The 23,583-nt window shown below is 72.1% G+C and carries 23 protein-coding genes; 14 read left to right on the top strand and 9 right to left on the bottom strand.

Features of this window, described 5'->3' with window-relative positions; translation table 11 throughout:
* The first annotated feature begins 120 nt into the window (after positions 1-120).
* Together AB0368_RS10460 and AB0368_RS10455 are read left to right on the top strand one after the other, a co-directional pair.
* Complete coding sequence (locus tag AB0368_RS10460; RefSeq protein WP_366153531.1) at positions 121-1,266, top strand: glycosyltransferase family 1 protein; 1,146 nt, start codon at positions 121-123, stop codon at positions 1,264-1,266.
* 22 nt (positions 1,267-1,288) lie between these two features.
* On the top strand, positions 1,289-2,404 hold the full coding sequence (locus AB0368_RS10455; RefSeq protein WP_366153530.1) for a sugar phosphate nucleotidyltransferase: 1,116 nt from the start codon (positions 1,289-1,291) through the stop codon (positions 2,402-2,404).
* Between the two features lie 3 nt (positions 2,405-2,407).
* Here the strand turns inward: AB0368_RS10455 and AB0368_RS10450 are convergent, their stop codons facing one another.
* The 4 genes from AB0368_RS10450 to cofD all read right to left on the bottom strand — a co-directional run bounded on the left by AB0368_RS10450 (position 2,408) and on the right by cofD (position 5,464).
* Positions 2,408-2,965: an NUDIX hydrolase gene (locus AB0368_RS10450; RefSeq protein ID WP_366153775.1), complete on the bottom strand. Its 558-nt coding sequence runs from the start codon at positions 2,963-2,965 to the stop codon at positions 2,408-2,410.
* Positions 2,966-2,970: 5 nt separating this feature from the next.
* Positions 2,971-3,372 carry a hypothetical protein gene (locus AB0368_RS10445; protein ID WP_366153529.1) on the bottom strand — a complete coding sequence of 134 codons (402 nt, stop codon included), beginning with the start codon at positions 3,370-3,372 and terminating at the stop codon, positions 2,971-2,973.
* Positions 3,373-3,441: 69 nt separating this feature from the next.
* Positions 3,442-4,455 (bottom strand): coenzyme F420-0:L-glutamate ligase, encoded by a 1,014-nt coding sequence (locus tag AB0368_RS10440; RefSeq protein WP_366153528.1) that lies wholly within the window; start codon positions 4,453-4,455, stop codon positions 3,442-3,444.
* A gap of 52 nt (positions 4,456-4,507) precedes the next feature.
* Positions 4,508-5,464: a 2-phospho-L-lactate transferase gene (cofD, locus tag AB0368_RS10435; RefSeq protein ID WP_366153527.1), complete on the bottom strand. Its 957-nt coding sequence runs from the start codon at positions 5,462-5,464 to the stop codon at positions 4,508-4,510.
* A 106-nt stretch (positions 5,465-5,570) separates the two neighbouring features.
* On the opposite strand from cofD, the gene AB0368_RS10430 reads away from it, so the two are divergent.
* The 3 genes from AB0368_RS10430 (at position 5,571) to AB0368_RS10420 (ending at position 9,913) form a co-directional block, all read left to right on the top strand.
* Positions 5,571-6,635 (top strand): hypothetical protein, encoded by a 1,065-nt coding sequence (locus AB0368_RS10430; protein WP_366153526.1) that lies wholly within the window; start codon positions 5,571-5,573, stop codon positions 6,633-6,635.
* An 80-nt stretch (positions 6,636-6,715) separates the two neighbouring features.
* Positions 6,716-9,247 (top strand): bifunctional FO biosynthesis protein CofGH, encoded by a 2,532-nt coding sequence (locus AB0368_RS10425; RefSeq protein WP_366153773.1) that lies wholly within the window; start codon positions 6,716-6,718, stop codon positions 9,245-9,247.
* A 408-nt stretch (positions 9,248-9,655) separates the two neighbouring features.
* A complete protein-coding gene (locus AB0368_RS10420; RefSeq protein WP_285690347.1) occupies positions 9,656-9,913 on the top strand; it encodes a WhiB family transcriptional regulator in 258 nt (85 codons plus the stop codon).
* Between the two features lie 33 nt (positions 9,914-9,946).
* Here the strand turns inward: AB0368_RS10420 and AB0368_RS10415 are convergent, their stop codons facing one another.
* Positions 9,947-10,273: a metallopeptidase family protein gene (locus tag AB0368_RS10415; protein ID WP_366153771.1), complete on the bottom strand. Its 327-nt coding sequence runs from the start codon at positions 10,271-10,273 to the stop codon at positions 9,947-9,949.
* A gap of 345 nt (positions 10,274-10,618) precedes the next feature.
* Between AB0368_RS10415 and AB0368_RS10410 the strand changes: the two genes are divergently transcribed.
* Positions 10,619-10,984 carry a DUF3499 domain-containing protein gene (locus AB0368_RS10410; protein WP_023358955.1) on the top strand — a complete coding sequence of 122 codons (366 nt, stop codon included), beginning with the start codon at positions 10,619-10,621 and terminating at the stop codon, positions 10,982-10,984.
* Between the two features lie 19 nt (positions 10,985-11,003).
* Here AB0368_RS10410 and AB0368_RS10405 read toward each other — a convergent pair whose 3' ends face one another.
* Positions 11,004-11,876, bottom strand: coding sequence for a polysaccharide deacetylase family protein (locus tag AB0368_RS10405; RefSeq protein ID WP_366153525.1), 873 nt, complete (start codon positions 11,874-11,876; stop codon positions 11,004-11,006).
* 119 nt (positions 11,877-11,995) lie between these two features.
* Here AB0368_RS10405 and AB0368_RS10400 point away from each other — a divergent pair, with 119 nt between their 5' ends.
* A complete protein-coding gene (locus tag AB0368_RS10400) occupies positions 11,996-12,736 on the top strand; it encodes a class I SAM-dependent methyltransferase (RefSeq protein WP_366153524.1) in 741 nt (246 codons plus the stop codon).
* A gap of 20 nt (positions 12,737-12,756) precedes the next feature.
* Here AB0368_RS10400 and AB0368_RS10395 read toward each other — a convergent pair whose 3' ends face one another.
* From AB0368_RS10395 to AB0368_RS10385, 3 genes are read right to left on the bottom strand one after another with little or no spacing between them, the layout of a single operon-like run.
* Positions 12,757-13,131, bottom strand: coding sequence for a DUF779 domain-containing protein (locus AB0368_RS10395; protein WP_366153522.1), 375 nt, complete (start codon positions 13,129-13,131; stop codon positions 12,757-12,759).
* Complete coding sequence (gene adh / locus AB0368_RS10390; protein ID WP_366153521.1) at positions 13,131-14,654, bottom strand: aldehyde dehydrogenase; 1,524 nt, start codon at positions 14,652-14,654, stop codon at positions 13,131-13,133. The genes AB0368_RS10395 and adh overlap by 1 nt, the downstream gene beginning before the upstream one ends.
* Before the next feature lie 38 nt (positions 14,655-14,692).
* Positions 14,693-15,976, bottom strand: a complete 1,284-nt coding sequence (locus AB0368_RS10385) for a GAF domain-containing protein (protein WP_366153520.1) — start codon at positions 15,974-15,976, stop codon at positions 14,693-14,695.
* Positions 15,977-16,087: 111 nt separating this feature from the next.
* Between AB0368_RS10385 and AB0368_RS10380 the strand changes: the two genes are divergently transcribed.
* The 7 genes from AB0368_RS10380 (at position 16,088) to manA (ending at position 23,403) form a co-directional block, all read left to right on the top strand.
* Complete coding sequence (locus AB0368_RS10380) at positions 16,088-17,521, top strand: aldehyde dehydrogenase family protein (protein WP_366153518.1); 1,434 nt, start codon at positions 16,088-16,090, stop codon at positions 17,519-17,521.
* Positions 17,518-18,171 carry a deoxyribonuclease V gene (nfi, locus tag AB0368_RS10375; RefSeq protein ID WP_366153770.1) on the top strand — a complete coding sequence of 218 codons (654 nt, stop codon included), beginning with the start codon at positions 17,518-17,520 and terminating at the stop codon, positions 18,169-18,171. The genes AB0368_RS10380 and nfi overlap by 4 nt, the downstream gene beginning before the upstream one ends.
* 95 nt (positions 18,172-18,266) lie before the next feature.
* Positions 18,267-19,646 (top strand): phosphomannomutase/phosphoglucomutase, encoded by a 1,380-nt coding sequence (locus tag AB0368_RS10370; RefSeq protein ID WP_366153517.1) that lies wholly within the window; start codon positions 18,267-18,269, stop codon positions 19,644-19,646.
* Between the two features lie 47 nt (positions 19,647-19,693).
* Positions 19,694-19,888: a Trm112 family protein gene (locus AB0368_RS10365; RefSeq protein WP_366153516.1), complete on the top strand. Its 195-nt coding sequence runs from the start codon at positions 19,694-19,696 to the stop codon at positions 19,886-19,888.
* A 146-nt stretch (positions 19,889-20,034) separates the two neighbouring features.
* Complete coding sequence (locus AB0368_RS10360) at positions 20,035-21,258, top strand: SIS domain-containing protein (RefSeq protein ID WP_366153515.1); 1,224 nt, start codon at positions 20,035-20,037, stop codon at positions 21,256-21,258.
* Positions 21,255-22,214 carry a cation diffusion facilitator family transporter gene (locus AB0368_RS10355; RefSeq protein ID WP_366153514.1) on the top strand — a complete coding sequence of 320 codons (960 nt, stop codon included), beginning with the start codon at positions 21,255-21,257 and terminating at the stop codon, positions 22,212-22,214. Before AB0368_RS10360 ends, AB0368_RS10355 begins: the two co-directional genes overlap by 4 nt.
* A 25-nt stretch (positions 22,215-22,239) precedes the next feature.
* Positions 22,240-23,403 carry a mannose-6-phosphate isomerase, class I gene (gene manA, locus AB0368_RS10350; protein WP_366153513.1) on the top strand — a complete coding sequence of 388 codons (1,164 nt, stop codon included), beginning with the start codon at positions 22,240-22,242 and terminating at the stop codon, positions 23,401-23,403.
* Positions 23,404-23,583: the final 180 nt, after the last annotated feature.

The raw sequence follows: 23,583 nt of genomic DNA, 5'->3' as shown, positions 1-23,583 counted from the left end.
CATCACCCCGGGAAAGTCCACCTGACCAAGAGGTGTCGCGGGGCGTCGCGGTCGACACGGCAGGCATCGAGCGGCGTACCCTTGCCAGTGGTCTGGCCCACAGATGTGAGGAGTTGCCACGTGACCGCCGGTCGCAAGCCCCGAGTTCTCGTCGACGCCACCAGCGTCCCCGCCGATCGAGGCGGGGTGGGGAGATACGTCGACGGCCTGCTCGGTGCCCTCGGCGCGATGGGCTCCGACCGGATCGATCTCGTCGTGGTGGCGCAGCGTTCGGATGCGGAGCGTTACTCCCGGATGCTTCCCAGCGCCGAGGTCATCGCCGGGCCGGCCGCCGTCGCGCACCGCCCCGCCCGCCTGGCCTGGGAGCAGACCGGCCTGCCGCTGCTCGCCCAGCAGGTCGGCGCCCAGGTGCTGCACTCGCCGTTCTACACCTGTCCGCTGCGGGCGGGTTGCCCGGTGACCGTGACCGTGCACGACGCGACTTTCTTCACCGAGCCGGAGCATTACGACAACACGCGGCGCACGTTCTTCCGCAGCGCCATCAAGACCTCGCTGCGCCGGGCCGCGCGGGTCATCGTGCCCAGCAAGGCGACCCGCGACGAGCTGATCCGGCTGCTCGACGCCGATCCGACCCACATCGACGTGGCCTATCACGGCGTCGACCAGGGCGCCTTTCACGCGCCCAGCGACGAAGAGAAGGCGCGGGTCCGCGCGCGGCTCGGCCTCGGCAACTCGGGCTACGTGGCCTTCCTCGGCGCCAAGGAGCCGCGCAAGAACGTGCCCAACCTGATCCGCGGCTGGGCCCGTGCGGTCGCCGACTGGCCGCGCCCGCCCGCGCTGGTCATCGCCGGTGGCCAGGGCCACGACGACGACATCGACCGGGCAGTGGCCGAGGTCCCGTCGCACCTGCGGCTGCTGCGTCCCGGCTACCTGCGGTACGCGGACCTGCCCGGCTTCCTCGGCGGCGCGCTGGTGGCCTGCTACCCGTCCTTCGGCGAGGGCTTCGGCCTGCCGATCCTCGAGGCGATGGCCTGCGCCACGCCGGTGCTGACCACGCCCCGGCTGTCCCTGCCCGAGGTCGGTGGCGACGCGGTGGCGTACACGACCGAGGACGCGGACCGGATCGCCACGGACCTCGCCGACCTGCTGCACGACGAGCCGCGCCGGCTCACCCTCGCCAAGGCGGGCTTCGACCGGGCCAAGGAGTTCACGTGGGCGTCCAGCGCCGAGGTGCACGTCGCGACCTGGAACCGCGTGGCGCCCTGATGGTTCGTTACACTGCGTGCGCATGAGTGAGAATCGGGGCGGGCTGTACGCCGTCATTCCCGCAGGTGGCAGTGGTACCCGTCTATGGCCGCTGTCGCGCGCCGGTCACCCCAAGTTCCTGCACCTGCTGACCGGCACGGACGCGTCGCTGCTCCAGGCGACGGTGACCCGGCTGCTGCCCCTCGCCGACCCGTCCCAGGTGTTCATCGTCACGGGCGTGGCGCACGCCGCGGCCGTGGCGCGCCAGCTCACCGCCGTACCCGAGGAGAACATCCTCGTCGAGCCGTCGCCGCGCGACTCGTGCGCGGCCATCGCCCTGGCCGCGGCCGTGATCGCCCGGCACGAGCCGGAAGCCGTCATGGGTTCCTTCGCGGCCGACCACCTCATCGCGGACGGCGCGCGCTTCATCGGCGTGCTGAGGCAGGCGATGGAGGGCGCCCGCAAGGGCCTGCTCATGACGCTCGGCATCACCCCCACCCGTCCCGAGACCGGCTACGGCTACGTCCAGTGCGGCGGCCCGGTCGGCGAGGGTGCGGTCCTCGCGGTCGAGGAGTTCAAGGAGAAGCCCTCGTTCGAGGTGGCCGAGGGCTACGTCAAGTCGGGCAACTACCTGTGGAACGCCGGCATGTTCGTCTGGCGCGTCGACGTGTTCCTCGCCGAACTGGCCCGCCAGCAGCCGCAACTGCACGCGGGCATCTCCCGCATCGCGCAGGCCTGGGACTCTTCGGCCCGCGAGGAGGTGCTCGGCGAGGTGTGGCCGACGCTGCCACGGATCTCCGTCGACTACGCGGTGATGGAGGGCGCGGCGGCGGCCGGCCGGGTCGGTACGGTCCCCGGCGACTTCGGCTGGAACGACGTCGGCGACTTCCACACCCTCGGCGAGGTGCTCGCGGCGGACCAGGCGGGCAACGTCGTGGTCGGCAAGGAGGGACTCGCCAAGCCCGGCGTGATCCTGCGCGAGACGGAGAACTTGGTGGTCGTGCCCAACTCGGGACGGCTCGTGGCGGCGCTCGGGGTCCGCGACCTCATCGTGGTCGACACGCCCGACGCGGTGCTGGTCTGCCCCCGGGACCGGGCCCAGGAGGTCAAGTCGATCGTCGACGAGCTCAGGGACAAGGGCGAGATCAGCTACATCTGAGCACTACAGCCTGGTGAAGGCGGGCGCGAGTTGCTGCACTACGCCGCCGGCCAGCGGTGACGGCAGCGTGTCCGCGGTGAACCACGCCAGATCCGCCGACTCGTCGCTGATCTGCTCCACCGCTCCCGCCGGGCACACGGCGAGGAAGCGGACGTCGTAGTGCCACGAGGCCTCGGCCGGCTGCCCGTCGGCCGGGGCGCAGCGCACCGCGTGCACATCCACGTCGATCGGATCGGGATCCAGGCGCAGCCCGGCGATGCCCGACTCCTCCGTCGCCTCGCGCAGCGCGGCCGCCGCCAGGGTGGCGTCGCCGGGTTCGCAGTGGCCGCCGACCTGCATCCACAGGCCGAGCCGGCCGTGCAGGCACAGCAGCACGCGCCGTCGTTCGTCGACGATGAGTGCGCTGGCCGTGACGTGCCCCGGCCGGTGCGCCCGGGTCATCGCCACCGGGCCGGCCCGGAGCAGCTCGACCGTGCGCTTCCGCGCGACCGCGGCCGCTTCGGACGTGGGCTGCCACCCGGACAGGGCGCCGACGGCGTCGTCGAAGAGGGTCACCAGCATCGAGGTCACGGCCAGAGGTTGGGGACCGACAGCGGGTCCTTGATCGGCTTCTCGGTGAGCATGTCATCGGTCATCGACCGGCTACGCCGCCGGCTCAGACTGCGGGACACGGGCAGTTGCGGCCATCGGCGCCGGGCCCCCTGGCGGGTCACGCCTGCCGCCCGGCCCAGGGCTGGGTAGTCCGCCCCGTACTCCACCGCCCTGGTCGCAGCGACCTCGGCCAGGTGTGCCGCCTCGCGCTGCACTGCGGTGAGGCCGGCGAGGACGGCCAACCAGGCCTCCCGGCGCTGGTCACCGCTGAGGCCGACATCGTGAGGAGAGTCGGCGTCCGTCGAGGACCCGGCACGAGCCCAGGTCCAGGCCACCTGCTGGACGGCTTCCCGGAGAGCCTCATCGTGCTCGGTCATGGTCCATCACCTTGCTTGTGACAACAGTTGTTGTCCTAGACGATGCGCCCAGGCGAACCGAGCTGTCAACTAGGCCGCCCCGGAAACGGCGATGGTCGCGCCGGTGTCGTCGTAGGCCACCGCCGATGCCAAACCCTCCGCCGCCAGTGCCGACCGCAGCCGCTGCACGTCGGCGCCGAAGCGCATCAGGCCCGCCGGGCTCACGTCCGTGGCCACGCAGCGTAGCGTCTGGGGCGACGGCACCGCCACCGCGCCGTCGAGGCCGGCTGTCATGATCGCCCGCTGCACGGCCTCGGCGCTCGCGGGCTTGTCGGTGGCGGCGTCCGGCAGGGCGGCGGCCGTGCGCAGGCCTTCCGCGTGGGCTTCCGCCGTACCCAAGGAGAACATGTCGCTGGCAGCATCCCGCAGCAGAACCTCGGCGCCGGAGGTCTCCGCGGCGCCCGCGCCCGGGTAACCGCGCACCACAGCGACCGGAACCTGGTCGCACTTGCCCTTCACCAGCTCGCCGGCGGCGGCGAGCTCGTCGATCACGGCCATCTGGGTGAGGCTGAGCTCGTTGCCGTACGGGTCGATCTCGCCGCGGTGGTCACGGAACGGCTCGATCCCGGCCGCGCCCAGGGCCACGTCGGTGAGCCCGTTGCGCCATGTGCGGCCCATGGTGTCCGAGACGATGACGCCCACGTGCAGTCCGCGTGCGGCCAGGGCCGCGCGCAGCCGGCGCGCCGACTCGTCCGGCGACTCCGGCAGCAGCACGAGGTGGGTCTTGTCGACGTTGGACGCGTCGATGCCGGCCGCCGCCATCACGAACCCGTGGTGGGTCTGCACGATCGCGGTCGGGCCGCGGCGGGCCACGACCCGGCGGGTCTCGGCGGCCAGGGTCTGCGCCCGGGCGGCCTCGCGCTCGGGGCCGTCGGCGGGCACCTCGACCAGCCGGCCCTCCGCCTTGGACACGATCTTGCTGGTCACGACGAGCACGTCGCCGTCGCGCAGCCAGGGCGCGTTGCGGGTGATCAGCTCCGCCAGGTCGTCGCCGGCCGTCACGTCGCCGATGCCGCGCACCGGCAGGATCTCCAGCCCGTCCATCACACTGTGCCTCCTGCCGCTCCTGGCCGTTGCTTCCCTGCGGTGCAGTCGGTCATGCGACCCTTGCCAGCTCCAGCGCGGAGGCGACCATCGCCGACGTCGCCTCTTCGTCCTTCATCCACAGCGGCACCGCCCTCGTGCGTACGCCCTCGATCTCGGCGCCGGCGTCCACCGTGTCGACCAGCCAGCCGTCCAGGAGGCCTCCGCCGGTGCGGGCCGCGTACATTCCGCCCACGCCGGCCGCGCTGACCTCGACGCCGAGCGTGGCCAGGCAGCGGTCGGCCATGCCCCGCACGGGTGCCCCGCCGATGATCGGCGACACCCCGACGACCGGCGCCGGGCCGTCCGCCACCGCCTCCCTGAGCTGCGGTACGGCCAGAATCGGCGCGATCGACACCACCGGGTTGGACGGGGCCACGAGCACCACATCGGCCCCCGCCACGGCCTCCAGCACCCCCGCGGCGGGCTTCGCCGCCTCGGCTCCGACGAAGACGAACCGGTGCGTCGGCACCTCACCGCGGTAACGCACCCACCACTCCTGGAAGTGAATCGCCTTGCGCTCGCCCTCGACGTCCACCACCACGTGGGTCTCGAGCCGGTCGTCGGTGGCCGGCAGCAGATCGATGCCCGGCTGCCACCGCTCGCACAGCGCGGCGGTCACCTGGGACAGGGGATAGCCGGCGTTGAGCATCGTGGTGCGTACGAGATGGGTGGCGACGTCCTTGTCACCCAGGCCGAACCAACTGGGCTCGGCGCCGTACTTCGCCAGCTCCTCCTTGACGACCCAGCTCTCGCCCACCCGCCCCCAGCCGCGCTCGGGATCGGCCGCGCCGCCCAGCGTGTACATGACGCTGTCGAGGTCGGGGCAGATCTGGAGGCCGTGCATGCGCACGTCGTCGCCGACGTTCACCACCGCCGTGACGCCGGCTCCGATGCGCCGCGCGTGTGCGCGTACGCCCATCAGGAACCGGGCGCCGCCGATCCCCCCGGTCAGGACCACGATCCGCATCCGACCATCCTTGCGCACGGCCCGCCGGTCCGCGGCTCCCGGGGCACGGGTGTGATGCGGCTAGCATGGGCCGACCGCCCAGCCCCGCAAGATCAGGAGAGCAGCTGTGACCAGCACGCCGCCGCCGCCACAGCCCCTGTCGCCCGAGCCCCCGTCGTCCCAGCCCGCGTCCCGACCGGTCCTGCCGGTGATTCGTCCGCTGCGGGACCTCGCCGCGTACGCGTTCGTCGCCGCTCCGGCCGTCTGGCTCTTCGTGGCGATCATCCGGCTCGTCCCGTCCGGGGTGGGGCAGGACTTCCTCACCAGGGTGCAGAACAGCTTCTACAGCTACGTCAACGTCGAGACCATCGCGCTGCCGCTGGCGGCCGTGCTGCTCGCGACGCTGGTCGAGCCCCGCCACCGCCACGCGCGGCTGATCACCGTCGTCGCTCTGGTGGAGTACGCGGTGGCGGGCTTCTTCGCGGTCGTCTTCGGGTTCCTGATCGGCGTCGTGAAGATTGCCGGGTTCAGCATCCGGGTGGCGTTCGAGGAGCTTCTGGTACGTACGGCGTGGCTCGCGGTCTTCGCGGTCGCGGCATATGCGGTCTTCCTGATCTGGCGCACGCTGTTCCACACGCCGCGGCCCAAGCAGCAGCCCGGGGTGTACGGCCAGCCGCAGCAGCAGTGGGGGCAGCAGCAGCCGTACGGCCAGCCGGGCTACCCGCAGCAGCCTGGTCAGCCCGGTTTTCCGCAGCCTGGTCAGCCCGGTTTCCCTCAGCCAGGTCAGCCTGGATTCCCTCAGCCTGGATTCCCGCAGCCGGGTCAGCCCGGACAGCCGGGTCAGCCGCAGTCGGGTCAGTGGGGGCAGCCTGCTTGGGGGCAGCCGACCGCGCACCAGCCCACGGTGCAGCAGGGGTTCGTTCCGGCGACACCTCCTCCCGCTTCTGTGCCTCCGGCTCAGCAGGGTCCTGGAGTGCAGCCGGGTCCCGGCACGCCGCCGGGACCGTTCGCCCCGGCCCCCGGCCACCCGCACGGTGCCCCGTCCGCCTATGCCCCGCGGCCGGTTCAGCCGCACCAGCCGGCGTCGCCGCAGCCCCAGGGCGGCCCGGCAGATCCGACTCAGACACTGCCGGCCCGCGCGGACGACGAGGACCGCACCCGGATCGTCGGGGAAGAACCGCCGAAGGGCTGAGTGTCCCAGACCACTGCGCATCCTTCAGTCGCCTCAGGGCAGTCGCCCTCTTTCCGGCCTAGGCTGCACGGGTGGTAGCTGTGGACATTCCGCCGACCGAAGCCAGCATCCGCCGCGCCCTGAAGCGGGCCGCCGACGGCAGGGCGATCGACACCGACGAGGCGGCCGCCCTGCTTGCGGCCGAGGGTGGGCTCCTCGACGACCTGCTGACGATCGCCGCTGGCGTGCGCGACGCGGGGCTGCGTGAGGTCGGCCGGGCGGGCGTGGTCACGTATTCGAAAAAGGTCTTCATCCCGCTGACCCGCCTGTGCCGCGACCGATGCCACTACTGCACCTTCGCGACCGTGCCGCACCGGCTGCCCGCGGCGTTCCTCGAGCGTGACGAGGTCCTGGCCATCGCCCGCGAGGGTGCCGCGCAGGGCTGCAAGGAAGCGCTGTTCACCCTCGGCGACCGGCCGGAGGACCGCTGGCCGGCGGCGCGGCAGTGGCTCGACGAGCGCGGCTACGACTCGACCCTCGACTATGTCCGCGCCTGCGCGATCGCGGTGCTGGAGGAGACCGGGCTGCTGCCGCACCTCAACCCGGGCGTGCTGAGCTGGGCCGACCTGCAACGGCTCAAGCCGGTCGCGCCGAGCATGGGGATGATGCTGGAGACCACCGCGACGCGGCTCTGGTCCGAGCCGGGCGGCCCGCACTACGGCTCACCCGACAAGGAGCCGGCCGTACGCCTGCGGGTGCTCGACGACGCCGGCCGGGTCGGCGTGCCGTTCACCACCGGCATCCTCATCGGCATCGGCGAGACGCGCGCCGAGCGTGCCGACGCCATCTTCGCGATGCGGCGCACCGCCCGGGAGTACGGCCACATCCAGGAAGTCATCATCCAGAACTTCCGCGCGAAGCCCGACACGGCGATGCGCGGCATGCCCGACGCCGAACTGCGAGAACTCGCCGCGACCGTGGCGGTGAGCCGCATCATCCTGGGTCCGCGTGCCCGCGTCCAGGCTCCGCCCAACCTCATCGCGGGCGAGTACGACCTGCTGCTGCGCGCCGGCATCGACGACTGGGGCGGCGTGTCCCCGGTGACCCCCGACCACGTCAACCCCGAGCGCCCGTGGCCGCAGATCGAGCTGCTCCGCGAGATGTCGGCGAGGTCCGGCTTCGAGCTGCGCGAACGGCTGACCGTCTACCCGGAGTACATCCGGCGCGGCGAGGGCTGGCTCGACCCACGCCTGGCCGCCCACATCGCGGCGCTCGCCGAGCCCTCCGGCCTGGCGCGGGAGGACGCGATGCCGGCCGGCCTGCCGTGGCAGGAGCCCGACGACGCGTACGCGGGGGGCCGCACCGACCTGTTCGCGACCATCGACACCGAGGGCCGGACCGGCGACCGTCGCGGCGACTTCGACTCGGTCTACGGCGACTGGGCGGAGGTGGCCGCGCACGTCAGCGCCGACGCCGCCGAGCTGGCCGGGTCCGGCGTGGCGGCGCAGGTTCCCGCCGCTGGGCGGATCGAGACCGAGGTCCTGGCCGGGCTGCGGCTCGCCGCCGATGACCCGGCCCGGTTGCTGCTGCCGGAGCACGAGGACAAGGCCATGGCCCTGTTCCGCGCGGACGGCTCGGCGCTGGACGAGCTCGCCCGCATCGCCGATGACCTGCGCCGCGAGGTCAACGGCGACGACGTCACGTACGTGGTGAACCGCAACATCAACTTCTCCAACGTCTGCTACGTGGGGTGCCGCTTCTGCGCCTTCGCCCAGCGGGAACGGGACGCGGACGCGTACAGGCTGTCGGTCGAGCAGGTCGCCGACCGGGCCGAGGAGGCGTGGCGCGACGGTGCCACCGAGGTCTGCATGCAGGGCGGCATCGACCCCAAGATGCCCGTCACCGCGTACGCGGACCTGGTGCGAGCGGTGAAGCAGCGCGTACCGGGCATGCACGTCCACGCCTTCTCCCCGATGGAGATCGTCACCGGCGCGGCGAAGGCGGGTGTGTCCGTACGCGACTGGCTCACCGAGTTGCGCGACGCCGGCCTCGACACGATCCCCGGCACCGCCGCGGAAATCCTCGATGACGACGTGCGCTGGGTGCTGACCAAGGGCAAGTTGCCGGCGGCCACCTGGATCGACGTGGTGACCACGGCCCACCAGGTCGGCATCCGCTCCAGCTCGACCATGATGTACGGCCACGTCGACCATCCCCGCCAGTGGCTCGGCCACTTCCGGGTCCTGGCCGGCGTGCAGGACGTGACCGGCGGCTTCACCGAGTTCGTGGCACTGCCGTTCATCCACACCAACGCACCGATCTATCTGGCGGGCATTGCGCGTCCCGGGCCGACCTGGCGGGAGAACAGGGTCGTGCACGCGATGGCGCGCATCCTGTTGCACGGCCGTATCGACAACATTCAGTGCTCGTGGGTGAAGCTGGGCGACGAGGGCACGATCGCGATGCTCAACGGCGGGTGCAACGACCTGGGCGGCACGTTGATGGAGGAGACCATCTCGCGGATGGCGGGATCGGAGCACGGTTCGGCGCGGACGGTCGCGGAGCTGAAAGAGCTCGCCGCCGCAGCGGGCCGGCCGGCGGCGCAGCGCACCACCGTCTACGGCCGCCACTGACGCCGGCCGCCGCGGTCGCCACATCCGGCGGCCTGACGGGTTCCTAGAGTGCGGCCGGGGCAGCTTTTTGGGACAAGATCCGACCGTTCGTGCCCGGCTGTACCCCCGGCCCCCTGGTCGCAAGGTTACAAATTGGGGTAATTTGGACGCGACGCGCCGACTGTGCGTTACCTCTCGGCGGCTCAGAGAGATAGGGCTGGAACGGGACCGTGAGGTGGCGACGGCGCCTCGGGATAACGGGCCTATTTATCAGGTTCGGCTTGACGACGCACGTCTTACACGCGTGTAATTTCGGGTGGGGTTGTGGGAAAGGTGCGCCGCGAACCGCGCATTTCCCGCAAGAAACACGCCGCGTGCGTGGGGGGTCAGCGCTGGCATCGCTGCCGGCGCGGAAAAGGAGGCACGCCGATGGAAGCGCAGGTAGAGGGAGTTGACCTGCTCGGGGACGCGCCCGAGTGGCAGGAGCGGGCGCTGTGCTCGCAGACCGATCCAGAGGCATTCTTCCCGGAGAAGGGCGGATCGACCCGCGAGGCGAAGCGCATCTGCGGTCGCTGCGACGTGAAGGGGGAGTGCCTCGAGTACGCCCTCGGTCACGACGAGCGGTTCGGCATCTGGGGCGGTCTTTCCGAGCGGGAGCGACGCAAGCTCAAGCGCCGGGTGGCGTGAGCGGCGGCTCTCGTGCGACGCCGGGGGGCCGTCCTACGAGAGTTCGTCGGGATCCACGCCGAGCAGGTTGGCTACCTGCTCGATGATCACATCGTGGACGAGGTCGGCGAGGTCCTCGCGGTCCATCGCCCGGAATTCCAGCGGCCGCCGGTAGAGCACGATCCGCGGCGGCAGCTCCTGGCGTCCGGGCCGGCCCGGCAGCAGGCGGGCCAGCGGCACCTCGCCGTCCTCGAGCACGTCGGAGTCGTAGACGTTGAGTTCCGGCGGCACGTCCTCGACCGCGAACTCCACGCCGGCCAGCTCCTTGGCGTACCGGCGTTCCAGGCTCTCGACCGTGTCGAGCACGAGATCGTCGAAGATCTCCGCCTTGGTCCGGGCGAGCGGGACGGTCGCCGGGACGAGCCGGCCGCGGAGCCCGCGGCCGTGCCTGTCACGGCGGGCGGGACGGCCCGGTCCGGGGGTACGCGCGGCCCGGCCGGGATCGGATCCGGCCCGGCGACGGTCGGGACTGGTGGTCACGCGGCCAGCCTAGCCCCCGCCGAGCGTCGTACGTGGTCAGGCTGAGTCGGCCGCGTTTCGTCACCGGGAATTCGCCCCAATGGGACGGCGTGTCGGAGCGCCATGTCGAAATCGTGATGCTTGGTGGGTCGGCGTGTCGCGCCAGCATCGGCCCCGCGCGAGCGTGCTTAGAGATAACGTGCCGCCGTGAGGTCCCCACGGCGCTGCTCCCGCAACGGCTGTCCCCGACAGGCGGTCGCCACCCTGACCTACGTCTACAGCGATTCGACGGCCGTGGTGGGTCCGCTGGCGGCGTTCGCCGAGCCGCACACGTACGACCTCTGCGAACCCCATGCGCGCAGCCTCACCGCGCCCCGGGGGTGGGAACTGGTCCGCCACGACGGCGACTTCGCGCCCCCGCCGCCCACGACCGACGACCTGGTCGCCCTGGCCGACGCCGTTCGCGAGGCGGCCCGCCCGGCCCCGCCGCCGCGCCCGGAGGAGCACGACAACCTCCCGGGCCACCAGACCGGCCGCCGCGGCCACCTCCGCGTCATCCCGCCCTCGCACTGAAGGTCGAGCGGCATCACTCTCAGGGCAGGGCAATCAGCGTGTAGCGCTGCTTCAGCCAAGGAATCAAGGTCTCGTACGCGCTGATGGTCCCCGGCTGCCCATAGTCATGCGACAGCACGATCGCGCCCCTGCTGACGTGCCGCTTCACCGACCCGATCACCTTCGCCCGGTGGGCGTCCCCGGACTCCCCGGACGGGTGCTCCCAGTCGCGCGGGTCGACCTGCCAGTAGATCGAGGTCATGCCGAGCTCACCGGCCGCCGCGACGAACGCCGGCGTGAAGTTGCCGCCCGGCGCCCGCATGTACTTGATCTCCGCACCCGGCACCGCGGCGCGGATGGCGTCGTTCGTCCGCTGGAGGTCGGCGCGGATCACCGACGGACTCTGCCGGCCGAGCGTCAGGCTGTGCCGCCAGGTGTGGTTGCAGAGTGTGTGGCCTTCGTCGGCGATGCGCCGGACGAGGTCCGGGTGCGCGGCCACGTTCTGACCGACGAGGCAGAACGTCGCCTTGACGTGCGTGCGCTTCAGCAGGTCCAGCATCCTGGGCGTCTGCACCGGGTCCGGGCCGTCGTCGAAGGTGAGGGCCACCCCGGACCGGCCCGTCTTCATGAGGCTGTTCGCCGGCCCGCCGTGGTGCTGCTGCGTGCTCTTGGCCGGCTTCGGCTTGGTGCTCGCCGTCGGCTCGACGCTGACGGGTACGTCGGCGGCATCCGGTTCAGCAGAGGGTGATGCGGCGGGGGAGGACGGGCGCGAGGCCGACGGCGGCGGCGAGGCCGAGGACGTGGCGGGTGCCGGTTCCACCCAGGCGGGATCGTGCTGGGCCGCGACGGCCGTGCCGCAGCCGGCAAGCCCGGCCAACGCCAGGCCGATCACCAACACCTTGGGGGTACGCATCGCCACAACTCCGTCCGCAAACACGGGAACCAGGACGGGGAGAACTATGGTCCGGCGACGCCGCGACGGGAGCGTTCCGGCGCCGAGGTGGCACGCTTCGGGGAGAAGGTGAGGGGATCGTGAACGGAGCAGATCCGGATCGTTGGTCCGATGTGGCCGCCGGCTGGGCGGAACTGTGGGGCGGCTTCGCCGAGCCTGCCTGGCGTGCCGTGCTGGAGGCGAGCGGCACGGGACCCGGCGCCCGGGTCCTCGACGTGGGCTGCGGAAGCGGCGACTTTCTCGGCTACTGCGGCGGGCGCGGCATGACGACCGCGGGCATCGACCCGGCCCCGGGAATGGTCGCTCTGGCCCGCCGCCGGTCACCGGACGTGCGGCTGGGCGGAGCGGAGAAGCTGCCGTGGAGCGACGGCACGTTCGACCTTGCGACGTCCTTCAACGCTCTGCAGTTCGCGGAGGACACCGACGAAGCCCTGGCCGAGATGGTACGGGTGACCGTGCCCGGCGGCCGGGTGGCGGTCGCGAACTGGGCGGAGGCCGCGCTCAACGAGCTCGACGCGGTGGAACGCGCGCTGGACGGCGGCCCGCCGCCCCCCGACGGTGACCTGCGCCTGCCCGGCGGTCTGGGGGAGCTGCTGGCGGACGGTGGCCTGGACGACGTGGTGGAGGGTCTTGCGGAGGTGCCGTGGGAAGTGCCGGACGACGACGCGCTCGTGCGGGGCGTCCTGCTCGGCGAGGATCCGGGGGGAGCCGAGGCGGTGCTCGCCGCGTCTGCCCCGTACCGGAGAACGGGTGGGGGTTATCGGCTGGTGAACCACTTCCGCTTTGCGGTCGGCAGGAAGGGTCCGGCCGCGGCGCGATGACGCCGCGGCCGGACCTGGGCTCACGACGAGAGAGCAGTCAGCTCCTCCGGCGTGAGCACGCGGCTGCGGATCAGGAAGCGCACCCCCTCCGGCGCCTCGAGGCTGAAGCCGCTGCCCCTTCCCGGCACCACGTCCACCGTGAGATGGGTGTGCTTCCAGGCCTCGAACTGCGAGGTGCTCATCCAGAAGGACACCGGCTCGGCCACGCCGTCGATGTGGAGCTCCTCCAGGAGGACGTCGCTGGAGCCGGTGCGGAATTCCCCGTCGGGATAGCACATCGGGGCGCTGCCGTCGCAGCAGCCGCCGGACTGGTGGAACATCAACGGCCCGTGCTGCCCCCGCAGCGAACGGATGAGCTCCGCCGCCGCGGGGGTCACGTCCACCCGGGCACCCATCAGAAGAAGCCCATGGCCTTGGGGGAGTAGCTGACCAGCAGGTTCTTCGTCTGCTGGTAGTGGTCCAGCATCATCTTGTGGTTCTCGCGGCCGATGCCGGACTGCTTGTACCCGCCGAACGCGGCATGCGCCGGGTAGAGGTGGTAGCAGTTCGTCCACACTCGACCGGCCTTGATGTCCCGGCCGGCCCGGTACGCGACGTTCATGTCCCGGGTCCAGACGCCGGCGCCGAGGCCGTACAGGGTGTCGTTGGCGGTCTTGACGGCGTCCGCGTAGTCGGTGAACGAGGTCACCGACACGACCGGTCCGAAGATCTCCTCCTGGAAGATCCGCATCGAGTTCGAGCCCTCGAAGATGGTCGGCTGGACGTAGTAGCCACCGGACAGATCCCCGCCGAGGTCTGCCCGGGCGCCACCGGTGAGGACCTTCGCGCCCTCCTGCCGCCCGATGTCGAAATAGGACAGAATCTTCTCGAGCTGGTCGTTCGAGGCCTGGGCGCCGACCTGGGTGTCGGTGTCCAGCGGGTTGCCCTGCCTGATGTTCTCGACGCGCTTGACGCCGGAGGCCAGGAAGTCCGAGTAGTGGCCCTGCTGGATCAGCGCCCGGGACGGGCAGGTGCAGACCTCGCCCTGGTTGAGCGCGAACATCGCGAAGCCCTCGAGCGCCTTGTCCAGGAAGTCGTCGTCGGCGCGGCTGACGTCCTCGAAGAAGATGTTCGGGCTCTTGCCGCCGAGTTCGAGCGTGACCGGGATGATGTTCTCGGAGGCGTACTGCATGATCAGGCGGCCGGTGGTGGTCTCGCCGGTGAACGCCACCTTCGCGACGCGCTTCGAGGACGCGAGCGGTTTGCCGGCCTCCACGCCGAAGCCGTTGACGATGTTCAGGACGCCCGGCGGGAGCAGGTCGGCGACCAGCGACATCCAGTAGTGGATCGACGCCGGGGTCTGCTCGGCCGGCTTGAGCACCACGGCGTTGCCGGCGGCCAGCGCGGGCGCGAGCTTCCAGGTCGCCATCAGGATCGGGAAGTTCCACGGGATGATCTGTGCGACCACGCCGAGCGGCTCGTGGAAGTGGTAGGCGATGGTGTCGTCGTCGATCTCGCCGAGGGTGCCCTCCTGGGCCCGCAACGCGCCGGCGAAGTAGCGGAAGTGGTCGATCGCCAGCGGGATGTCGGCGGCCATGGTCTCGCGGACCGGCTTGCCGTTCTCCCACGTCTCGGCGACCGCGAGCTTCTCGAGGTTCGCCTCCATCCGGTCGGCGATCTTGTTCAGGATGTTCGCGCGCTCGGCGGCCGACGTACGTCCCCAGGCGTCCGCCGCACCGTGCGCCGCATCGAGGGCGCGCTCGACGTCCTCGGCGGTGCCGCGGGCGATCTCACAGAAGTTCTGGCCGGTGACCGGGGTGGGGTTCTCGAAGTACTGGCCCTTGGCGGGCGGCACGTACTCGCCGCCGATCCAGTGGTCGTACCGGGACTCGTAGGCGACGATAGCGCCGTCGGAACCGGGCGGGGAATAGACAGTCATGGCGCACGACCTCCGTATCCGAGGGGATACGCCGGACGCTAGCGACGGAGACGTTGCACAGACGTTGCAAGCCCGTAGTCGACTGAAAGGTCGGCCACGCGATTTTCGGCGAGGAGGTGGGCGGGAGAGCGCGGCGCAAGACCCGCCGCGTAGACCTCCCACATCTCGAGGTCGTCGGATCCCCACGGCGTGTCGAGCCAGCTCTGGATCAGCCGGCTGTCGCCGCCGGTCAAGACAGCCGTGCGCAGGCGGGAGTCGACGAGGCGGCGGAGCCGCACCACGCCGGGGGCGTCCGACGACGGCAGCAGTGGTCCGGTGTAGGCCGCCAGCGCGTCCGCCACCAGGCCGCGGTCCAGCAGCCGGGTCACGTCGAGGAAGTCGGCGGAGACCTCGCCGCACAGCCGGTAGGGGCGGGAGTCCAACAGCGACGGTCCCAGGATGCGGCGCAGGCGCGACAGCTCCGCGCGTACCGTGACCGGATTTTGATCGTCGGCGTAGAGATCGAAACCCAATTGATCTCCGGTACGCCCGTCGGGGTGGACCAGAAGCAGGCAGAGGAGTTCCGAGTGCCGGCGGCCGAGTCGCAGCTTGCGCCCGCCGACCGCCACCACGGCGTCTTCGCGCCCGAGCACCGACACCGTGGTGGAGTCCGGCGCCGGCCGCGGCAGATGGGTGCCCAGATAGGCCTCGGCGGCGAGCGCGGTGGCCCGGACCAGCGCCAGGCTGTGCGGGTTGGCGAGGTGGTCGCCGCCGGTCACGTCGATCGCGCCGAGCAGGGCGCCGGTCGCCGGGTCGTGGATCGGTGCCGCGGCGCAGGTCCAGCGCTGCACGCCGCGGGTGAAGTGCTCGGTGGCGAAGATCTGCAGCGGGTGGTCGACGGCCAGGGCGGTCCCCGGCGCGTTCGTGCCGGCGTGCGCCTCGTCCCAGCGGGCCCCCGGCACGAAGTTCATCGTCTCCGCCCCGCGCAGCGCCGACGCGTGTCCCTCCACCCAGAGCAGGCGGCCGTGCGCGTCGCAGACCGCCATGAGGTGGTCGCCGTCGTCGGCCAGGCCGCCGAGCAGGTCGCGGAAGATCGGGAGTACCCGGGCCAGCGGGTGCGCCGCCCGGTACGCCTCCAGCGCGCCGTCGCTCAGCTCGATGGGGGCGGTGCTGTCCGGGCTGACCAGGGCGCCGGCCGAGCGCCGCCACGAGTCGACGACGACGGAACGCACCTGGTGGACGCGTCGCTGCCCGGTCACGAACAACTCGTGGGCACGGCCGACCTGGCTGATCCGCTCGACGGGATCGGCGCCGCGGTCGAGGGCGAGCCAGGGGTTGGACATGGGCGTACCTCCAGACCTCCCCATCGTGGCCTGCATCACGCCTCCCGACAACACCTGGCCGTCATCCACAGGCCCTGCTCAGCCACGGGTTTCCCGGCATAGGCTGGCGGCGTGGACGCGACAGCTTTCTATGTGGCAGGTGCGCCGGCGCACGGCGCCGACGACGTGACCGTGACGCATCCGTATGACGGCCGCACGGTCGGGCGCACCACCTGGGCGAAGCCGGAGCAGGTCGAGGCCGCGGTCGCCGCGGCGGCCGGGGTCGCCGACGAGGCCGCGGCCCTGCCGGCGCACGTGCGGGCGAAGGCGCTGGACCACGTCTCCCGCCGCATCGCCGAGCGTCGCCAGGAGATCGCCGAGCTGATCACCGCGGAGAACGGCAAGCCGATCAAGTGGGCGCTCGTGGAGGCGGACCGGGCCGTCTCGGTCTTCCGCTGGGCCGCCGAGGAGACCCGCCGCTTCGCCGGGGGACTTCAGCGCCTCGACACCGATCCCGGCGGCACCGGTCGCATCGCCGTCGTCAAGCGCGTGCCGCGCGGGCCGGTGCTGGGCATCTCGCCGTTCAACTTCCCGCTCAACCTGGTCGCCCACAAGGTCGCCCCGGCGCTCGCGGTGGGCGCGCCGATCGTGCTCAAGCCCGCGCCGGCCACCCCGCTGACCGCGCTGCTGCTGGGCTCGATCCTCGCGGAGACCGACCTGCCGGCGGGCATCTTCTCCGTGCTGCCGGTCCCCAATGACCGCGCCTCCGCGCTGGTCACCGACCCGCGACTGCCGATCGTGTCGTTCACCGGCTCCGGCCCGGTGGGCGCCGGGATCCGCCGGGCGGCCCCCGACAAGCACGTCACCCTCGAGCTCGGCGGCAATGCGGCGGTGCTCGTCTGCGGCGACTACGGCAGTGACGAGGACCTGGGCTGGGCCGCTCAACGCGTGGCGACCTTCGGCTCCTACCAGGCCGGCCAGAGCTGCATCGCCGTCCAGCGCGTGTACGTCCACCAGGGCCTCGACCTGCTCCCCAGGCTCACCGAGGCGGTCGAGGCGCTGCACACCGGCGACCCGTCGGACCCCGCGGTCGAGGTCGGCCCGATGATCAGCGAGGACGCCGCCCGGCGGGTCGAGGCCTGGGTCGACGAGGCCGTGGCGGCCGGCGCCACGGTGGTGACCGGGGGCAAACGCGACGGCGCCACGTATCCGCCGACGATCCTGACCGGCGTGCCGGCCGACGCCAAGGTGGTCGCCGACGAGGTGTTCGGGCCGGTCCTGGTGGTGTCCGAGGTCCCGTCCGACGAGGCCGGCTTCGCCGCGATCAACGACTCGGCGTACGGGTTGCAGGCGGGCGTCTTCACCCACGACATCCAGACGGCGTTCGCCGCGCACCGGCAGCTCAAGGTCGGCGGCGTGATCGTCGGCGACGTCCCCTCGTACAGGGCGGACCAGATGCCCTACGGCGGGGTCAAGGGCAGCGGGGTGGGCCGGGAGGGCGTCGCGAGCGCCATGGAGGACTACACCGAGCCGCGCGTCATGGTGCTCACCGGGGTGGAGCTCTGAGCGCCTGGCCGCGTACCGAAGAAGAAGCCCTCGCCACCCAGGACGCCCTGCGCGCCCGGCTGATCCTCGGCGGCGGACCCGCCGAGCCGGCGACCGTCGCGGGGCTGGACGTCGCCTACCACGAGGACGGCGAACGGCTCGCCGCGGCGGTGGTCGTGCTCGACACCGCCGACCTGCGGGTGCGCGACACCGCCGTGGTCCGGGGGACGGCTGCTTTCCCGTACGTGCCCGGCCTGTTCGCCTTCCGGGAGGTCCCTGCCCTGCTGGAGGCGCTGGACAAGCTGTCGGTGCGACCGGACGTGCTCATCTGCGACGGGCACGGGCTGGCCCACCCGCGGCGGTTCGGGCTCGCCTGCCACCTCGGGGTGCTGACCGGCCTGCCGTCGTACGGGGTCGGCAAGACGCCGCTGATCGGCGCGTGGGAGCAACCCGGCGACCAGAGGGGCGCCCGCGCCGACCTCGTCGACGGCGGCGAGACGGTGGGGGCGGTGCTGCGGACCCGGCAGGGGGTGAAGCCGGTCTTCGTCTCTGTCGGCCATCGGATGGACCTCGACGGCGCGTGCGGGTTGACGCTGCGGCTGGCCTCCCGTTTTCGGCTGCCCGAGACCACCCGGCTCGCTGACCGGGCCTGCCGCGACGCGCTGCGGTGACAGCACCGAGATGGTGACGCCGTGCGATTGCGACCTGCTGGCTACCCACGCTCCGTTAGTCTCGGCAAGACGGAAATTCGGCCGAGGGGTGTGCGTTGACTGACTTGTCCCAGCTCGTGAAGGCGTACGACGTGCGTGGCGTCGTGCCGGACCAGCTCAACGAGACCGTGGCCTGCGCGCTGGGTACGGCGTTCGTCGAGATGCTGCGGGAGTCGGGCGACGAGGCGGAGAAGATCGTCATCGCCCACGACATGCGCGAGACCGGTCCGGCCCTGGCCACGGCGTTCGCGCACGGCGCCAACTCGGCCGGCGCCGCGGTCGTGCACATCGGGCTGGCATCGACCGACCAGCTCTACTACGCCTCCGGCTCGCTCGGTCTGCCCGGCGCCATGTTCACCGCCAGTCACAACCCGGCGCAGTACAACGGCATCAAGCTGTGCCGTGCGGGCGCCAAGCCGGTCGGCCAGGACAGCGGCCTGGTGATCGTCCGCCTGCGCGCCGAGGAGCTGCTCCGCGACCTGGATGCCGTGGCCGAGATGCCCGAGGCGATCGAGCACATAGACCTCCTCGAGGGCTATGCGAAGCACCTGCGGTCGCTCGTCGACCTCAGCGGCATCCGCCCGCTCAAGGTGGTCGTCGACGCGGGCAACGGCATGGGCGGCCACACCGTGCCCGCCGTGCTGGGCGACCAGCTGCTGAGCGCGCTCCCGCTCGAGATCGTGCCGATGTACTTCGAGCTGGACGGCTCGTTCCCCAACCACGAGGCCAACCCGCTCGACCCGGCCAACCTCGTCGACCTGCAGGCGGCCGTGCGCGAGCACGGCGCCGACATCGGCCTGGCGTTCGACGGCGATGCCGACCGCTGCTTCGTGGTGGACGAGAACGGCGACCCGGTGTCGCCCTCCGCGGTCACCGCCCTCGTGGCGAAGCGTGAGCTGGCGAAGTACCCCGGCGCCACGGTGATCCACAACCTGATCACGTCCGCGGCCGTCCCCGAGATCATCAAGGAGGCCGGCGGCGAGCCGGTCCGCAGCCGGGTCGGCCACTCCTTCATCAAGGCGGAGATGGCGCGCACCGACGCGGTCTTCGGCGGCGAGCACTCGGCGCACTACTACTTCCGCGAGTTCTGGTTCGCCGACACCGGCATGCTGGCCGCGATGCACGTGCTCGCCGCGTTCGGCGGCCAGGACCGTCCTCTGTCGCTCTTCGCGGCCGAGTACGAGCGCTATTCGGCGTCCGGCGAGATCAACTCGACCGTCGAGGACGCCGCCGCGAAGATCACCGAGGTCCGCGCCGCGTTCCCGGACGCCACCGTCGACGAGCTCGACGGCATGACGCTGCAGCTCGGCGACGGGGCGTGGTTCAACCTGCGCGCCTCCAACACCGAGCCGCTGCTGCGCCTCAACGTGGAGGCGCCGAAGCCCGACCGGATGGCAGCCCTCCGCGACGAAGTGCTCGCGATCGTCCGCGGTTAGGATCGTCGGGCCCGTAGCTGTTCCGCGTACCCGCAAGGAGTCGTCCGGTGGCCCTCGATCCGCACCTGCTCGACATCCTGGCCTGCCCGGACACGCACCACGCGCCGCTCGAGCACGACGCGGCCGCGCAGACGCTGACCTGCACCGAGTGCGGGCGCGTCTTCGAGGTGCGCGACGACATCCCGGTGCTGCTGCTCGACGAGGCGCGGCCGGGCTCCGGACCGGCGGCCGACCCGGCCTGACGGACACCGCCTGCGCGGTGGCGAGCGGCGTCCACGGTTAGGATCATTTGGTCCCGTCAACGCCCGCGTACGTGAAGGAGCCCCTCGGTGGCCCTCGACCCGCAGTCGCCGCAGCACCCGGCCGCAGCCGCCGGGGAGGTGGCGTGATGGCCACCCCGGACGACGGCACGGCCGGCCTGACCGGGCGCCGCGTCGCCGACGCGTCGCTGCTCGAGGACGAGAAGGCGATGCTCGCCAGGGACCCCGGCGGCATGCTGCGAGCCACCGCGTCCGCGGGCGCGCAGGTCCGGGAGTCCGCCGCCCTGGCCGCCGAGGCCAACTTGAGCGTCCTTGCCGACGAGGGCCGGCCCCGCGCGGTGGTCGTCGCCGGCATCGGTACAGCCGGCCTGACCGGCAACATTCTCGCCACCGTCGCCGGCCCGCGCTGCCCCGTGCCGGTCATCGGCCACCGCAGCGCCGGGGTGCCCGGCTGGGTCGGCGCGGCCGATGTCGTCATCGCCGTGTCCGCGTCCGGGCGCAGCCCCGAGGCGCTGGCCGCCGCCGATGCCGCCGCCCGCCGTGGCGCCCGGCTGGTGGCGATCGGCAATCCCGACTCCGAGCTGCAGGCGGTCGCCGAGCGCGCCCGGGCGCCGTTCATCCCGGTGCCGCGGCGGGCTCCCGCCCGCGCCAGCCTGTGGGGCCTCGCGGTGCCGGTGCTGCTGGCCGCCCGCAGCCTCGGCCTGGTCAAGGTCAACGAGGCCGACCTCGCCGAGACCGCGGCCCGGCTCGACGCGGACGCCGAGCGCTGCCGCCCCGGCGCCGAGTCCTTCGTCAACCCGGCGAAGTCGCTGGCCCTCGGTCTGGCCGGCTCGGTGCCGATCGTCTGGGGCTCGTCCCCGCTCGCCACGGTCGCCGCCCGCCGCTTCGCCGACACGCTCGCCGCGAACGCCCGCTACCCGGTGATGGCCGGCGCGCTGGGTGAGGCCGGCCGCGGCCGGGTGGGCCTGCTCGACGGGCCCTTCGGCGGCCTGGCCGAGTCGACCCGCGACATCTTCGCCGACCCCGATGAGGAGCCGGAGGCCACCACCCGGCTGCGCCTGGTCGTCATGCGCGACGGCGGCCTCAACCCGCAGGACGAGGCCGACGAGCCGGTCGCCGTCGAGGAGCGCCGCGCGGATGCGGTGCAGTTCCTGGCCGAGCGCCGCGGTGTGCGCTGCGACGTCGTGACCGCCGAGGGCGGCTCCGCGCTGGAACGGCTCGCGTCGCTGACCGCCGTACCGGACTTCGCATCCATCTACCTGGCCCTCGCGCACGGCCTCGACCCCATGGCCGTGCCCGCGATCAACGAGATGAAGGAACTGTCGAACCCGATGCCCGAGGCACTGCAGTGAGCGCCGGCGGAGGCACCAAGGCGATCATCGCGGCGCTCGGTGCCAACCTGGGCATCGCTGTCACGAAGTTCATCGCCTGGTTCCTGACCGGCTCGTCCTCGATGCTGGCCGAGGCGATCCACTCGGTCGCCGACTCCGGCAACCAGGCGCTGCTGCTCGTCGGCGCCAAGCGGGCCGACCGCAAGGCCACCCCCGAACACCCCTTCGGGTACGGCCGTGAGCGTTACATCTACGCGTTCATCGTGTCGATAGTGCTGTTCAGCGTCGGCGGCCTGTTCGCGCTGTACGAGGCCTGGCACAAGATCCAGCACCCCGAGCCCATCACGGCGTGGAAATGGGTGCCCGTGGCGGTGCTCGTCATCGCGATCGGGCTGGAGGGCTTCTCCTTCAAGACCGCCATCCAGGAGTCGAACCACACCCGCGGCAAGACCTCCTGGGTCGACTTCGTGCGCCGGGCCAAGGCTCCCGAGCTTCCGGTCGTGCTGCTGGAGGACGCGGGCGCGCTGCTCGGCCTGGTCTTGGCCCTCTTCGGCGTGGTCCTCACCCTGATCACCGGTGACGGCGTCTGGGACGGCATCGGCACCGCCGCCATCGGCCTGCTGCTGGTGGCCATCGCCGCGATCCTCGCGCTGGAGACCAAGAGCCTGCTGCTGGGCGAGGGGGCCAACCCCGAGGACATCGCCAAGATCGAGCAGGCCATCGCGGGCACCGCGGGCGTCGAGTGCATCATCCACATGAAGACGCTGCACCTGGGCCCCGAGGAGCTGCTCGTGGCCGCGAAGATCGCCGTACCGCCGACCGAGCGCGCCGACGAGGTGGCCCGCCACATCAACGACACCGAGGCCCGCATCCGCGCCGCGGTGCCGATCGCCCGGGTCATCTACCTCGAGCCCGACATCTACCGCCCGACCAAGGCCACGCAGGCGAGTACGTCCGACGCGGCCGTCACCACCTGACGAGACACGAAACGGGGGCGGCCCGGTGGCTGCTGTCCTTCCGCTCACCGGCGTGATCCGGCCGTACGCCTGGGGCTCGCGTACGGCGATCGCCGAGCTCCAAGGCCGCCCGGCGCCCAGCGACGCCCCGGAGGCCGAACTGTGGCTGGGCGCCCACCCCGGTGACCCCTCGACGGTCACCCGGGCGGACGGGCCGGTCAGCCTGGCGACGCTCATCGCCGACGACCCCAAGGGCCAGCTCGGCGCCGAGGTCGTGGACGAGTTCGGGCCACGCCTGCCGTACCTGATGAAGGTCCTCGCCGCGGCGGCCCCGCTGTCGCTCCAGGCGCACCCCGACGAGGACTACGCCCGGCGCGCCTTCGCGGCACAGGAGGCGGATCCGGAGGCGCCCCGGAACTACACGGATGCGCACCACAAGCCGGAGATGCTGGTCGCGCTCACGCCGTTCGAGGCACTGTGCGGCTTCCGCCCACCCGAGGAGTCGGCGGCCGCCCTCGACGCGTTCGGCATCGCCCGGCTGGCCCCGGTGACCGAGGCGCTGCGCCGGGGCGTGCCCGGCCTGAGCGACGCCGTACGCACCCTGCTGAGCTGGCCGGCCGACGACCGGGCCCAGCTGATCGACGAGGTCGTGGCGGCCGGCACGTCTCCGCTGGCGACCGGCCTCGCGAGCCACTACCCGGGCGACCCGGGCGTCCTCGTGGCGCTCCTGCTGCACCACGTGCGGCTGGCCCCGGGCGAGGCGATCTGGATGCCGGCGGGAAACCTGCACGCGTACCTGGACGGCACGGGCGTCGAGATCATGGCGGCCAGCGACAACGTCCTGCGCGGCGGGCTGACCCCGAAGCGGGTGGACGTGGACGAGCTTCTCCGCGTGCTGCGCTTCGAGGTCCTCGACGATCCCATTCTGCCCGCGACGGACGTGGCACCCGGGGTGCAGACCTGGCGGGTGCCGGTCCGGGACTTCGCGCTGTACCGGATGCGGCTCGCCGCCGACACGCCGCCGCAGAAGCTGCCGGGGGAGGGTCCACGCATCGTGCTCGGCATCGCCGGCGACGTGTTCGTGGCAGAGGCCGTGGACGGCATGCCGGTCGAGGTGACCCCGGGGACGGCGGCGTACGTGCCGGCGGAGACGGGGCCGGCGACCGTGGCCGGCGTCGGAGAGGTGTTCGTGGCGACCGTCGCCCTGTGAGGCGGCCTGACTCTGCGCGATCCGTGGCCGGCGAGGCCGTCCCGGAGGACTTGCCGCTCCCTGCGCGAGAGATGTCTGACAGAAAAAAACGGAAATATGCCGATTCTCTTGACACGAGTGACTGCTGAGTGTGAAGCTATGAACACGCAGCGTCAATGGTGATCGGGGGGTCCCACGGAC

The organism is Actinoplanes sp. NPDC051475 (genome assembly GCF_040689425.1).
Taxonomy (GTDB): domain Bacteria; phylum Actinomycetota; class Actinomycetes; order Mycobacteriales; family Micromonosporaceae; genus Actinoplanes.
The sequence above is the reverse complement of the archived record's forward strand: the minus strand, read 5'-3'. Positions and strand labels throughout refer to the sequence as shown.